The sequence below is a fragment of the Agrobacterium vaccinii genome (assembly GCF_021310995.1).
Lineage (GTDB): Bacteria > Pseudomonadota > Alphaproteobacteria > Rhizobiales > Rhizobiaceae > Agrobacterium > Agrobacterium vaccinii.
In genome coordinates this window covers 1,288,992-1,301,465 of record NZ_CP054151.1, presented here as the reverse complement: position 1 = coordinate 1,301,465, position 12,474 = coordinate 1,288,992, and the positions used below count along the sequence as shown (strand labels likewise).

10 protein-coding genes are annotated in these 12,474 nt (G+C 59.1%); 7 read left to right on the top strand and 3 right to left on the bottom strand.

Going from position 1 to position 12,474, the window contains the following annotated elements; all coding sequences use genetic code 11:
• The first annotated feature begins 16 nt into the window (after window positions 1-16).
• The 3 genes from HRR99_RS21120 to HRR99_RS21110 all read left to right on the top strand — a co-directional run bounded on the left by HRR99_RS21120 (window position 17) and on the right by HRR99_RS21110 (window position 4,417).
• Window positions 17-922, top strand: coding sequence for a UTP--glucose-1-phosphate uridylyltransferase (locus tag HRR99_RS21120; protein ID WP_111841774.1), 906 nt, complete (start codon window positions 17-19; stop codon window positions 920-922).
• A gap of 75 nt (window positions 923-997) precedes the next feature.
• Window positions 998-3,346 carry a polysaccharide biosynthesis tyrosine autokinase gene (locus HRR99_RS21115; RefSeq protein WP_111841738.1) on the top strand — a complete coding sequence of 783 codons (2,349 nt, stop codon included), beginning with the start codon at window positions 998-1,000 and terminating at the stop codon, window positions 3,344-3,346.
• Window positions 3,347-3,472: 126 nt separating this feature from the next.
• Entirely contained in the window at window positions 3,473-4,417 is a 945-nt protein-coding gene (locus HRR99_RS21110) for a 2-hydroxyacid dehydrogenase (protein ID WP_233124757.1), read from the top strand.
• A gap of 36 nt (window positions 4,418-4,453) precedes the next feature.
• On the opposite strand, the gene HRR99_RS21105 is transcribed toward HRR99_RS21110, so the two are convergent.
• Window positions 4,454-7,393: a PAS domain-containing protein gene (locus HRR99_RS21105; protein WP_233124756.1), complete on the bottom strand. Its 2,940-nt coding sequence runs from the start codon at window positions 7,391-7,393 to the stop codon at window positions 4,454-4,456.
• Between the two features lie 140 nt (window positions 7,394-7,533).
• The gene (locus tag HRR99_RS21100) at window positions 7,534-8,748 is read right to left on the bottom strand and encodes a TIGR03862 family flavoprotein (RefSeq protein ID WP_233124755.1); all 1,215 of its coding nucleotides are present in this window, start codon (window positions 8,746-8,748) and stop codon (window positions 7,534-7,536) included.
• Window positions 8,749-8,827: 79 nt separating this feature from the next.
• Between HRR99_RS21100 and HRR99_RS21095 the strand changes: the two genes are divergently transcribed.
• Genes HRR99_RS21095 through HRR99_RS21085 form a run of 3 tightly spaced genes read left to right on the top strand, consistent with a single transcriptional unit; the run spans window position 8,828 to window position 10,760 of the window.
• Window positions 8,828-9,418, top strand: coding sequence for an IMPACT family protein (locus tag HRR99_RS21095; RefSeq protein WP_233124754.1), 591 nt, complete (start codon window positions 8,828-8,830; stop codon window positions 9,416-9,418).
• Window positions 9,419-9,460: 42 nt separating this feature from the next.
• Window positions 9,461-10,129, top strand: coding sequence for a pseudouridine synthase (locus HRR99_RS21090; protein ID WP_233124753.1), 669 nt, complete (start codon window positions 9,461-9,463; stop codon window positions 10,127-10,129).
• Window positions 10,130-10,136: 7 nt separating this feature from the next.
• Entirely contained in the window at window positions 10,137-10,760 is a 624-nt protein-coding gene (locus HRR99_RS21085) for a class I SAM-dependent methyltransferase (RefSeq protein WP_233124752.1), read from the top strand.
• 8 nt (window positions 10,761-10,768) lie between these two features.
• Here the strand turns inward: HRR99_RS21085 and HRR99_RS21080 are convergent, their stop codons facing one another.
• A complete protein-coding gene (locus HRR99_RS21080; RefSeq protein WP_111841732.1) occupies window positions 10,769-10,954 on the bottom strand; it encodes a hypothetical protein in 186 nt (61 codons plus the stop codon).
• A 191-nt stretch (window positions 10,955-11,145) separates the two neighbouring features.
• Between HRR99_RS21080 and HRR99_RS21075 the strand changes: the two genes are divergently transcribed.
• Window positions 11,146-12,366, top strand: coding sequence for a PQQ-dependent sugar dehydrogenase (locus tag HRR99_RS21075; protein WP_233124751.1), 1,221 nt, complete (start codon window positions 11,146-11,148; stop codon window positions 12,364-12,366).
• Window positions 12,367-12,474 lie beyond the last annotated feature (108 nt).

Genomic DNA, 12,474 nt, shown 5'->3' with positions numbered 1-12,474 from the left:
GATCAAGGAGAATGCCATGGACCTAAATAGGACTGTCAGAAAGGCTGTTATTCCTGTTGCCGGCAACGGAACCCGCTTCCTGCCCGCAACCAAGGCGATGCCGAAGGAAATGCTGACGATCGTTGACCGGCCCGTTGTGCAATATGCCGTCGATGAAGCCATGCAGGCCGGTATCGAACATATCATCTTCGTGACCAGTCGCAACAAAACCGCCATCGAAGACTATTTCGACAGCGCGCCAGAACTCGTCAACACGCTGACGAAATCCGGCAAGACCATGCAGGTGCTTCAACTCGAAAAGATGCTGCCGGTTGCCGGTACGGTCAGCTACACTCGCCAGCAGGTGCCGCTTGGCCTTGGCCACGCCGTCTGGTGCGCGCGCGAACTGGTGGGCAAGGAGCCCTTCGCACTGCTGCTGCCGGACATGGTGTCCTACGGTGCACGCGGTTGCATCGCCGGTCTGATGGAGCTTTATGACGAAGTGGGCGGAAACATTCTCGGCGTCGAGGAATGCTCGCCCGAGGAAACCTCGTCCTATGGCATCGTCGGCGTCGGCAACACCGTCAGCCATGGTTTCAGTGTCACTGAAATGGTGGAGAAGCCGGAACCATCCAAGGCCCCTTCGAATTACTACCTCAACGGTCGCTATATTCTGCAACCGGAAATTTTTGATATTCTCGCAAAGCAGGAACGCGGCGCGGGCAATGAAATTCAGTTGACGGATGGTATGAAGCGTCTGGCCGAAACACAGCCATTCCATGGCCAGAAATTTATAGGACGTACATTCGATTGCGGCAGCAAGCAGGGCTTCATCGCCGCCAATGTTGCATTTTCCTTGATGCGCTCGGATATGGAAGCCCAAGTTCTGGCCTCCATCAAGGAACTGGTTCTGAACCATGAAAGCCGTGTAAAAGCGGCCTGAAACAAATAGTAGTGGGAGACGGGGAGGCAGGAGAACGGCCTTCCCGTTCGCCGTTTTTAATCACAAGGTGGGTCCATGCACCACAAGACCTTTAAATCGAACATGAATTTCCCGGATCAGTCCAAGGATTCCGACACGTTTATCGACCTCGACCGCCTTTGGGCTGCCGTGGTGCGACGTGCGAACATCATTGCGGCCTGCGTCATCGCAACGATGGTACTTGCCGGGGCTTATCTCGTCATGGCAACGCCGGTCTATACGGCGATGACGCAGGTGCTGCTCGATGACAGCCTGTCACGTTACGCCGAAGAAGAATCGCCGGTGCCCGCGGCGCAGGTCATCGATAACCGCATTGCCAGCGCCGTCGAAATCCTGAAATCCAAGGAAATGGCCGTCACTGTCGTTGACAAGGCGCGGCTGGACGAGAACGAAACCATCGTCAACCCGCCCATGTCGCCTGCCGATCTCGTCAAGGCGTCTGTGAAGGGTCTGGTTGATCTTCTGACCCCGAGCGACCCACCTGCTTCTGAAAATGCGATGCGCAATGGACGTCGTGAGAAGGCCGCCGCGGTCATTCAACAGGCGCTGACGGTTGAGCGCGTGGGACGAAGCTCCGTCATTGCCATTTCCATCCGCTCTATCGACCGGCAACTGGCAGCTCAAATCGCCAAGACCTATGCCAATTCTTACCTGACCGAACAGCTCAACGCCAACTTCGATGCGACGGAACGTGCATCCGTCTGGCTTCAGGAACGTCTGACAGACCTTAACCAGCGCTCGCAGGCCGCCTCGCTTGCGGTGGAGAAGTACAAGGCTGCCAACAACATCGTCTCGTCGCGTGGCGAGCTGATGTCGGAAAGCCAACTGTCCGATCTCAACGGCCAACTCATTGCCGCCCAGGCAGATGCCGCCACGGCGTCGGCCCGCTACACGCAGTACAAATCCATCATCGATCAGGGCCCGGACAATGCCGTAAACAACGCTATTGTCTCGGCGCGCGATACGGATAACACCGTGATTCAGGATCTGCGCAAACGCTACATCGCCATTTCCGACCGGGAACGCGGTGTGGTGCAGCAGTTCGGCAAGGACCATCCACAGGCCATTGCACTTGAAAGTGAAAAGGGCGATCTCTCCCGTCAGATTTTCCAGGAATTGCAGCAGCTCACCGGCAGCTTCAAGAATGATTATGACGTGACGCAGTCTCGCGTTCAGTCTCTGCGGGACAATATCGATCGCGTAGCCGGACGTAACTCCGAAGCCAACATGACGCTGGTCAAACTGCGCGAGCTTGAGCAGCAGGCAGCGGCGCTGAAGACGCTCTACGAATCCTATCTCGGTCGCTTCGAAGAAGCCGCACAAAAGCAGTCGTTCCCGATTGCCAAGGCCCGCGTGATTTCCGAGGCAGGTCTACCGACCTCACCGTCTAGCCCGAAGAAGACCATGACGATGGCACTTTCCATCGTGCTTGGTCTGATGCTGGGTGGTGGCGTAGCCGCCGTTCTGGAGTTCCGTGACCGGTATTTCCACACCGGAAACGATGTGCGCGATAATCTGCGCATGCGTTTCCTCGGCTACCTGCCCTTCATCGGGGAGAAGGGCGTCGATACTGGAAAGTCCGAAACAGGCGCTGCGACGCCGGAAATTCCCGATAGCGATATCGAGGATAACGGGCAGGTCTCGTTCCAGAAAATGCTGCGGCTTGCGGTGGACAGCCCTCGTTCCAGCTTCACCGAGACGCTGCGCAACGTCAAACTGACGGCTGATGTGGTCATTCAGGAAAAGCAATGCCGGGTGATCGGCGTGGTGTCCTGCCTTCCCAACGAAGGCAAGTCCGTCGTTGCCCTCAACCTGGCTGGCTTGATCGCCACGACCGGCAAGCGGACACTGGTGGTGGATGCCGACATCCGCAATCCCGGCCTCAGCCGCATGCTGACCACACGCCAATCCGCCGGTCTGGTGGAAGTCGTGCTCGATGAAGTGCCATGGACGAAGGCCGTCAAGGTCGATAGCCGCACCAAGATGGGCATTTTGCCGGTCTCGACCAGCAACCAGTTTGCCCATTCCAGCGAGCTGCTTGCCTCCTCCGGCATGCGCAAGTTCATGGAACAGGCGCGCGAAGCCTGCGACTACATCATCGTCGACCTTGCACCCGTGGTACCGGTCATCGATGCCAAGGCTTTCGCATCGCAGGTGGATGGTTTCGTGTTCGTGACGGAATGGGGCAAGACGCCGATCCAGATGGTCCAGAACCTGATGAGCCACGAGCCGCAGATCGCCAACAAGACACTGGGCATCGTGCTGAACAAGACCGATATGACCGAGTTGCAGCGCTACGCAGACCCGGGTGGCTCGGAACATTATCACGAGCAGTTCTCGGCCTATTATGGCGACGCCAAAAAGCCGGTGACAGAACCGGCCTGATCATCAAAACGAAAATGCCCGCATCCAGCGGGCATTTTTTTGAGCGCTTTCTGCCAATATCGCTGGATTTGACACCGGCTTTTCCGCATTGATGTCGCGGTATAGACACCAGCGCAGGATTTCCCAATGGCCTCCCCCATCGCTTTCGTTGCCCGCACCACGCCAGAAAATGAGGCGGAGTGGCTGGAGATGTTGTCGGCAGCACTGCCGGGCGAGACCGTCATGTCGATCAAATCGATGAGCGAAGAGCAACGTGCTCAGGCGGAAATCGCCATCGTCGCCAATCCTGATCCTGCCGATATTGCAAAGCTAACCGGCCTCAAATGGATTCACAGCCTCTGGGCTGGAGTCGAGCGTCTCGTTGCTGAACTCGGCACATCGGCACCACCCATCGTGCGCCTGACTGACCCGGAACTTTCGCGCGTCATGGCGGAAGCCGTGTTGGCATGGACCTATTATCTACACCGCGACATGCCAGCCTACAGGGACAACCAGCGGCGCACAGTGTGGAAAGAGATCGAATATAGACACCCCCGCGAACTTACTGTCGGCATTCTCGGGCTCGGCACCTTGGGTGCGGTCGCGTCGCAACGGCTGCTTGATGCTGGCTTCAACACCATCGGCTGGAGCCGCTCGCCCAAAGAGATCGAGGGCGTGGAGAGCCTAGCTGGCGAGGAAGGGCTGACGGCGCTATTGAACCGCAGCGATATCCTCGTTTGCCTGGTTCCACTCACTGCCGATACGAAAGGCCTGTTGAACAGGCACCGTCTCGGCACCATGAAATCAAGGGCTTCCATCATTAATTTCGCGCGCGGAGCCGTGATCGTGGCCGACGATTTGCTGGACGCTCTGGATAGCGGCCATATCGCGCATGCGGTTCTGGATGTCTTCGAACAGGAGCCGCTGGATCGCGCCTCCCCCTTCTGGACCCACCCGAAGGTCACCGTGCTTCCCCACATCTCCGCCCCAACCAACCGCAAGACATCGGTCGGCATCGTGGCCGGAAACATCAGAGCGTGGCGGGAAACGGGCAGACTGCCAGCGACCGTGGATATGACGCGCGGCTACTGACACGTCAGGAACCGCGCCGCGCCATGCGCGAGATGATCACGCGCCCATCGTCTGCCCGATAGCAGAGCGCACGTCGCTCTCATTGTATGGCTTGCAAAGCAGTACCGAACCGGCTGGCGCATTGCTGGGCAGGAAGTTGTCGCCGGTGGCGAAAACCACGCCGATCTGCGGTTTGCGTTGCTTGATCAGCACCGCGAGATCGGCGCCGCTCATGTCCGGCAGGCCGACATCCGTCACCAGCACATCGATATTTTCGCGGTCGATGAGATCGATGGCCTGTGTGGCGTTTGCCGCCTCGACCACGATATGCCCGCCCTCGAGCAGAATATCGGTGGTGTTCATTCGGATCAGGTCATCGTCTTCCACCAGCAACACCCGCACGGCAGGCCGCGAGCGCAATTTGGCGATCGCATCCTGATTGGCTTCGCGGTCCTTGCTCGATTCTGCTCGCTGCCTCTGGTTGGCAATGACGTGGCGCAGACGTCTCGCCAGGGCTTCGCGCGTATAGGGCTTGGACAACAGTTCTACGCCCGCATCCAGCTTGCCACCGTGGACGATGGAGTTTTCCGTATAGCCGGAGGTGAACAGAATGGCGAGGTTGGGCAGTCGCTCCTTGGCGCGCCGTGCCATTTCACTGCTCTTCAACGGACCCGGCATCACGACGTCGGTAAAGATGACGTCGATGGGAATGCCGCTTTCCGCAACGGTGAGACCAGCCTGCGCGTCCCGCGCGGTCAGCACCCGGTATCCCAGATCCGTCAGGGTTTCGACAACGATGCTTCTGACCTCATCGTCATCCTCGACCACGAGAACCGTCTCGTTACCGCCGACAACAGGGCCGTCCTGCACCACGACTTCGCGATCTTCATCCGAGAGCGAGCGCGGCAGATAGACCTTGACCGTCGTTCCCTGCCCTATCTCGCTGTAAATCTTGACGTGCCCACCAGACTGTTTGACGAAGCCATAGACCATGGAAAGGCCAAGACCCGTACCCTTGCCTTCCGGTTTGGTCGAGAAGAACGGCTCGAAAACCTTGTCGACGATATCAGGGGCCATGCCGGAACCGGTGTCGGTCACAGCCAACATGACATATTGCCCGGCCTCAACCTCGGCATGGGTGCGTGCGTAATCCTGATCGAGCGAGGCGTTGCCGACTTCGATGGTCAGCTTGCCGGAGCCATCCATGGCATCGCGCGCGTTGATGGCAAGGTTCAGCAGCGCGTTTTCCACCTGCGCCGGATCAGCGAATGTGTTCCAAAGACCGCCCGCCGTGATGACCTCTACCTCGACAGCCTCCCCGATGGAACGGCGCAGCAGATCGTCCATCCCCGCCACGAAACGACCGACATTGATGACGCGCGGCTCCAGCGCCTGACGGCGACCGAAGGCCAGCAACTGGCTGGCCAGTTTCGCGCCACGGCTGACACCGGCAAGCGCATTGCCCACCCGCCGCTCGGCGCGTTCATTGCCCGCGACATCCTTGACCAGAAGCTGAAGATTGCCCGCAACCACCTGCAACAGATTGTTGAAATCGTGCGCCACGCCACCGGTCAACTGGCCGATGGATTCCATCTTCTGCGCCTGCTGCAAGGCGCGCTCGGCCTGCCGACGCTCGGCGATTTCAGAAGCAACACGCGCTTCCAGACCCTCGTTCAACTGCCGAAGCTGGTCCTCAGCACGTCTGCGATGGCGAATTTCACGCTCCAGATTGGCCGAGTGTTCCTGCAACGCGGATTCTGCGGCACGCTGATCGGTTATATCGGTGTGAACGCCAACCCACTCGATGATCTGAAAACTCGCATCCAGAATGGGAACGCTGCGCACGGCAAAGGTGCGGTAAACGCCATCGCAGCGGCGAACGCGGTGTTCCCAGATATAGGTGGACTTGGCGGCGACGGCTTCGTTCCAGCTTGTCAGCGACCCCTCACGGTCATCCGGGTGGACGGCATCGGCCCAGCCATAATCCTGGTATTCTTCCGGCGTCTGACCGGTCAGCCCGGCCCAGCCGTTCTGCACGCCCAGCATCTTGCCATCGGGACTGTTGGTCCACAACACGCCGTGAACCGCATCCACGGCGGCGCGGAAGCGGTTGTTGCTGACGGTCAGTTCCATTTCCACGCGCTTGCGGGAGTCGATGTCTATGATCAGAACATAACTACCATCGATCTCGCCCTTGGAGGTGTAGCGCGGCACATAGCGAATTTCTGCTGCCCGCGACGACGTTCCATCCGGGCACAGAATCGTCGTATCGTTGATAACGGTTTCGCCAGCAAGCGCGCGTTCGATAAACGGCAGACGTTCCTGATAGAAGTGCGCGCCAACCACATCCGCAGCCTTGCGCCCCAGCACATCTTCAGGCCGCTGGTTGAACCAGTCGAGATAACCCTGATTGGCGAAACGGTATACGTGGTCCCGGTCGATGAAGCCAACGAGAATGGGCAAAGCGTCCGTGAGACGGCTCAGTTCTTCGCGGCTGGAGGCCAGATCGGAGACGGCGCGGACCTTGTCTGTGTTTTCCAGCACGGTGCACAGCACGCCGCCGACAGTGCCATCCTCATTGTGAATGGGAGTGTAGAACAGGTCGAACACGACCTCTTCCGGCCTGCCGTTTCGGTTCAGCACCATCGTCTGGTCGCGGTACGACTGCACGGCTCCCTGAAACCCGGCTTCCAATATCTTCTGGTTCCAGTCCCAGATTTCGGGCCATATGGCAGGCACGGTGCTGCCCAGTGCGGCGGGGTGATAATTCCCGGCAATTTCGATGTAGCCGTCATTATAGATCATGACGTGGTCTTCGCCCCACATCAGCACCTGCGGTATGGGCGAATTGACGACGGAATTGACCTTGTGGCGAAGATTGGCCGGCCATGATGCAATGGGACCGAGCGAGGTTTTCGACCAGTCGAAAGCGCGCACCAGCGCACCGGCCACACCGCCACCAATCGGCCATGTGCCGAATACAGAAATATCAGTCATCATCATCACCAACGAAAGCCGAGGCTTTCATCCACCCAGAGCTCCGGCCAAATCACTGGCCAGAAACTTACCCACTTTATTCGAAGAAACTTATCAAGCGTTTTTTTAGGCCGGACGCAATAGGCACCTGCACGATATGGTTATCGCGCATGATCAAGCTGTGCAATAATGCCTTTTGCAGCGGCTTTTCCCATCGCAAAACAAGCGGTTAAGAGATATCCGCCGGTTGGCGCCTCCCAATCCACCATCTCGCCTGCGACAAAAACATTCGGGCTGGAGGTCAGCATGTAATGTGAGTCGATCTCTTTCCAGTCGATGCCGCCAGCGCTGGAAATCGCCTCGGCAATCGGCCTTGGCGCGTCGAGAGCAATCGGCGCGGCCTTGATGAGCGCGGCCAGTTCAGCGGGCGAAAGGGCGGTCAGGTCTGGGCGGCATTCCCTCAGCAGTGCGACTTTGACAGGCGACAGGCCAGCCGCCTTGCGCAGCCGGTTGGAAAGACTGTCCTTGCGCGAATGCCGTTCCAGATCCTTCACCAACCGCTCCGCCTTTCGCCCCGGCATCAGATCAACAATCATATCTGGCTTGTGCGACCCGTCGAAAGCGTCTCGCAACACTGCCGAATGGGCATAGACAAGACTGCCCTCGACGCCGTGGCGGGTCACCACGAATTCACCTTCGAAACGTCCGGCAGGTGATGTGATGGCAACGGATTTCACCGGAACACCGGCGAACCGCTCCCGGAAATAATCGCTCCAGCTCACATCGAAGCCGCAGTTGGCAGGCTGGAAGTCGTTGACCGCGACACCGCGCTGCCGCAGCCAGGGCACCCACTGCGCATTCGACCCCAGCTTTGGCCAGCTTGCACCACCCAGCGCCAGAAGCACCGCGTCGCTGTTGATCGTCACCGGCCCTGCTGGCGTCTCAAAGGCCAGCGCATCGCCATCGAAGCCGATCCAGCGATGCCGGGTTTTGATCTGCACGCCCTGCGCTTCCAGCCGCGTCAGCCAGGCACGCAGCAGCGGCGATGCCTTCATCGATACCGGAAAGACCCGACCCGACGTGCCGGTAAATGTTTCCTGCCCGAGTGACAGCGCCCAGTCACGCAGCATGGCCGGCGTAAAATCATCCAGCGCCGTGCGAAGTCTCGTGCCCGCCTGTCCGAAACGGGTGACGAAGTCGGCATAGGCCTCGGCGTGGGTGATGTTGAGACCGGATTTACCCGCCATCAAAAACTTGCGCGCCACCGTCGGCATCGCTTCATAGACGGTTACCGCAATGCCTGCCGCCGACAGCACTTCCGCCGCCATCAGCCCTGCGGGTCCGCCCCCAATGATCGCCACTTGCCTGCCATGCATGACACAATTTCCAACGCGGTTTGACTACATCCGCCTTATAACGATTTGCCCGCTGCGGTACATGCGCTATTGACGGTCCATGTTCACGCTCAATCGCCTCGAAACCTATTCGCAAGACATCAAGAAAAGCCGCTTCATCGCCGTCGCCAGCCCGATCGCGGATGAAGAGGCAGCGAAGCGTTTTATAGAAGCTCAGTCGGATGTGACGGCAAACCACAATTGCTGGGCGTGGCGGATCGGGCAGGTCTATCGGTTCAGCGATGATGGCGAACCATCCGGCACCGCAGGCAAGCCGATCCTTCAAGCCATAGACGGGCAGTCGCTGGATGCCGTTGCCGTGGTCGTTATCAGGTGGTTCGGCGGCATTCTGCTGGGCAGCGGCGGGTTGATGCGGGCCTATGGCGGCACGGCTGCGACCTGCCTTCGCAACGGTGAGAAAACCCTTGTCATCCCCACGCTGTCCACCGAAATCGAATGCGGCTTTTCCGATCTGGCGCTGGTGAAATCGAGACTGGCTGGCGTGCCCGACCTGACCATAGAGAAGGAAGCGTTCACGGCAGATGGTGCGCGGCTGAACCTCTCCATTCCCGTTGCCAGCGCTGACGATGTCGCCAGAATGGTGATGAACCTTACCAGCGGGCGTGTTACCGTTCCGCTTCCAGAACGATGAGCAGGGCACTCGCCACGGCCACAAACCATGCTATGAGGCGGCATGACATCTACGCTTGATAATCCGGTCTACAATCCCCCGATGGAACCCTATGTGTCCATCGTGCATCGGGACGATGATTTCCTCGTTCTCGACAAGCCGAGCGGATTGCTGTCGGTTCCAGGCCGCGACCCCGCTTTGTTCGACAGTCTGGCCACGCGCGTCCAGAAGACGTTTCCCAAAGCGTTGATGATCAACCGGCTGGACAAGGACACATCCGGCGTCGTGCTGATGTCGCTGAATCGCAAGGCGCATGCCGCGATTGCTTCGCAATTCGAAAACCGCACCACCCGCAAATCCTATACCGCCGTGGTCTGGGGCCACACTTCCGAAGACAATGGCCATATCGATCTGCCGCTTGCCATCGATCCCGACAACAAGCCGCGCCACCGCGTGGACCATGAAGGCGGCAAGTCCGCGCAGACGGAGTGGCACGTCATCGAGCGCCTGCCGCTGCCCGCCACCCGCCTGCGGCTTCACCCGCTGACAGGCCGGACCCACCAGTTGCGCGTTCACATGCAGGCACTCGGCCATCCCATTCTGGGCGATGACTTCTACGCTGACGGTGAGGCGCTTGCTGCCTCTTCCCGCCTATTGTTGCACGCGCAGGAACTCGGCTTCCGCCACCCCGATGGCCATGATGTCACATTCACCGTGCCCTGCCCCTTCTGAGATGACCATGACTGACAAACAACGCGACGAGACTTTCACCATCGATTTCGTAGGCGGCGCCGTGGGCCATCGTCTGCGGTCGGGCGAAGGACGCGGCCAGGCGCTGGCAAAGGCCGCAGGCTTGAAAAACGGCAAAACCCCTAAAATCGTGGATGCCACGGCGGGCCTTGGACGGGACGCATTTCTGCTGGCTTCCCTCGGCGCAGAGGTGACGCTGATCGAGCGATCACCTGGCATGCATGCGCTACTGGCCGATGCCATGGCACGGGCAGACGCAGAAGGTGGCATCTACCGGGAGATCGTCTCGCGTATGAACCTGCTGCATGGTGATTCCCGCACGCTCATCCCCACGCTGTCGCCGGAAGTGGTGGTCATAGACCCCATGCATCCACCACGCCAAAACACGGCGCTGGTCAAAAAAGAAATGCGGGTTCTGCGGGAATTAGTGGGTGCTGATCTGGATCAGGCCGAGTTGATGGAGATCGCTCTGGCCCATGCGACGAAGCGGGTCGTCTTGAAGTGGCCCTTGCGTGCCGAGCCTATGCCCGGCATTCGCAAACCCTCTCATCAGCTTCTTGGAAAATCGACGCGTTATGACGTCTTTATGATCTTGGCGGAAAAACGGGCCTGACGACCGTGTTAGCGGAAGGTCGCCTTACGTTGCGCGTTCATCAAAAGTTCGTGGCGCGATGCGAAATCGCCAAACAGTGTGCGCAACCGTGATTCTTCTGTCTTATCAAGGCGGTAGCGGCGGCAAAACTCGACCACGCTCTGGATAGGCTTTATCTCTGTCGCCTCTATTTCCCTGTTGTCTATGACTTGCATAGTGTCCTCCTGCGTATTTCGACGACACAAAACAATTTCAGGCCCGTTATGTTCCTCACCAGTTCTCGCCCGCAAAATATAAGCGGACGGTCATTTACACTTTGGAATCAAGTTTTGTTGAGACCGGGCGACGAAACGAAAATCTTACCTACATGTTTGCTGCTCGCAACTCATCCATGGAAGGGAGACCTATGCCACGCGCTATCCATCTGCTGACGACGACAGTTCTTTCGATGTTTCTCATCGCCCCGGTAGTCCACGCTCAATCGCAACCGCCCGCAGAAACCAAGCAGGCCAATGCGCCGGACCAGAAGCCCGCATTCGAAGGCCAGACCCGCGCGGCCCAGCCGGATAAGATGCCATCGCTGCAGAAGACCGTCGTCGCAGATGACCTGCCCCACCTCTGGTCCATGGAAATCCTGCCAGACGGCCGCATGATCGTCGCCGCCAAGGAAGGCGCGATGCACATCGTCAAGGATGGCAAGCCAGGCCCGGCACTTGAAGGTGTCCCCGAGGTCGCCTCTGCCGGACAGGGCGGTCTGCTCGACATCGCACTCGCCCCCGATTTCGACACCTCGAAAATGATCTATTTTTCCTTCTCCGAGCCCCGTGAAGGTGGCAACGGCACGTCGGTCGCATCAGCCAAGCTGGTAGAGAGCGGCGACAAGGCCGTGCTGGAGGATACCAAAGTCATCTTCCGCCAGATGCCGACCTATGATGGCGACAAGCATTTCGGTTCTCGCCTCGCCTTCGGACCGAACAACGAGCTTTACGTCACCGTGGGCGAACGCTCCGACAAGGAACCGCGCGTCCAGTCGCAGGATCTGGCCAGCGGTCTCGGCAAGGTCTTCCGTATCGACACATCCGGCAAGGCTTTCGAAGGCAACCCCTTCATCGGTCAGCAGAACGCACTGCCGGAAATCTGGAGCTACGGCCACCGCAACATCCAGTCCGCAGCCATCGATGGACAGGGTCGTCTCTGGACGGTCGAGCATGGCCCAAAGGGCGGCGATGAGTTGAACCTGCCCAAGGCTGGCCTCAACTACGGCTGGCCCGTCATTACCTACGGCATCGAATATAGCGGCGGCGCTGTCGGTGAGGGTGCGACGGCCAAGGACGGTATGGAACAGCCAGTCTACTATTGGGACCCGGTCGTTGGCCCGTCCGGCATGGCCTATTACGATTCGGACGCCATTCCCGAGTGGAAGGGCTCGCTGATTATCGGTGGGCTGGTCAGCCAGGGCATCGTCGTGCTGAAGATCGAAAACGACAAGGTCGTCTCCGAGGGACGCTTCCCGCTGGAAGCCCGCATTCGCGATGTGAAGATCGGCAGCGACGGCGCCATCTACGCCGTGACCGAAGAACGCGGCGGTGGCAAGTCGCAGATTCTCAAGCTCGCACCCGACTCCTGAGACACGAAAACGAGGGAAGCGACCAAGGTCGCTTCCCTTCTGTCCGCTGGCGGGAACTGACGCAGGGGCAGGCGCATTATTCCTCACAATGGTGAGGAGCAAAACAGT

What these genes read in the sequence shown, in the direction of transcription:
- HRR99_RS21080 (WP_111841732.1), bottom strand. Translation starts at nt 10,954, where the DNA reads ATGCAAGTCATAGACAACAGGGAAATAGAGGCGACAGAGATAAAGCCT.
- HRR99_RS21120 (WP_111841774.1), top strand. Translation starts at nt 17, where the DNA reads ATGGACCTAAATAGGACTGTCAGAAAGGCTGTTATTCCTGTTGCCGGC.
- HRR99_RS21110 (WP_233124757.1), top strand. Translation starts at nt 3,473, where the DNA reads ATGGCCTCCCCCATCGCTTTCGTTGCCCGCACCACGCCAGAAAATGAG.
- HRR99_RS21095 (WP_233124754.1), top strand. Translation starts at nt 8,828, where the DNA reads ATGTTCACGCTCAATCGCCTCGAAACCTATTCGCAAGACATCAAGAAA.
- HRR99_RS21075 (WP_233124751.1), top strand. Translation starts at nt 11,146, where the DNA reads ATGCCACGCGCTATCCATCTGCTGACGACGACAGTTCTTTCGATGTTT.
- HRR99_RS21105 (WP_233124756.1), bottom strand. Translation starts at nt 7,393, where the DNA reads ATGACTGATATTTCTGTATTCGGCACATGGCCGATTGGTGGCGGTGTG.
- HRR99_RS21115 (WP_111841738.1), top strand. Translation starts at nt 998, where the DNA reads ATGCACCACAAGACCTTTAAATCGAACATGAATTTCCCGGATCAGTCC.
- HRR99_RS21090 (WP_233124753.1), top strand. Translation starts at nt 9,461, where the DNA reads ATGACATCTACGCTTGATAATCCGGTCTACAATCCCCCGATGGAACCC.
- HRR99_RS21100 (WP_233124755.1), bottom strand. Translation starts at nt 8,748, where the DNA reads ATGCATGGCAGGCAAGTGGCGATCATTGGGGGCGGACCCGCAGGGCTG.
- HRR99_RS21085 (WP_233124752.1), top strand. Translation starts at nt 10,137, where the DNA reads ATGACTGACAAACAACGCGACGAGACTTTCACCATCGATTTCGTAGGC.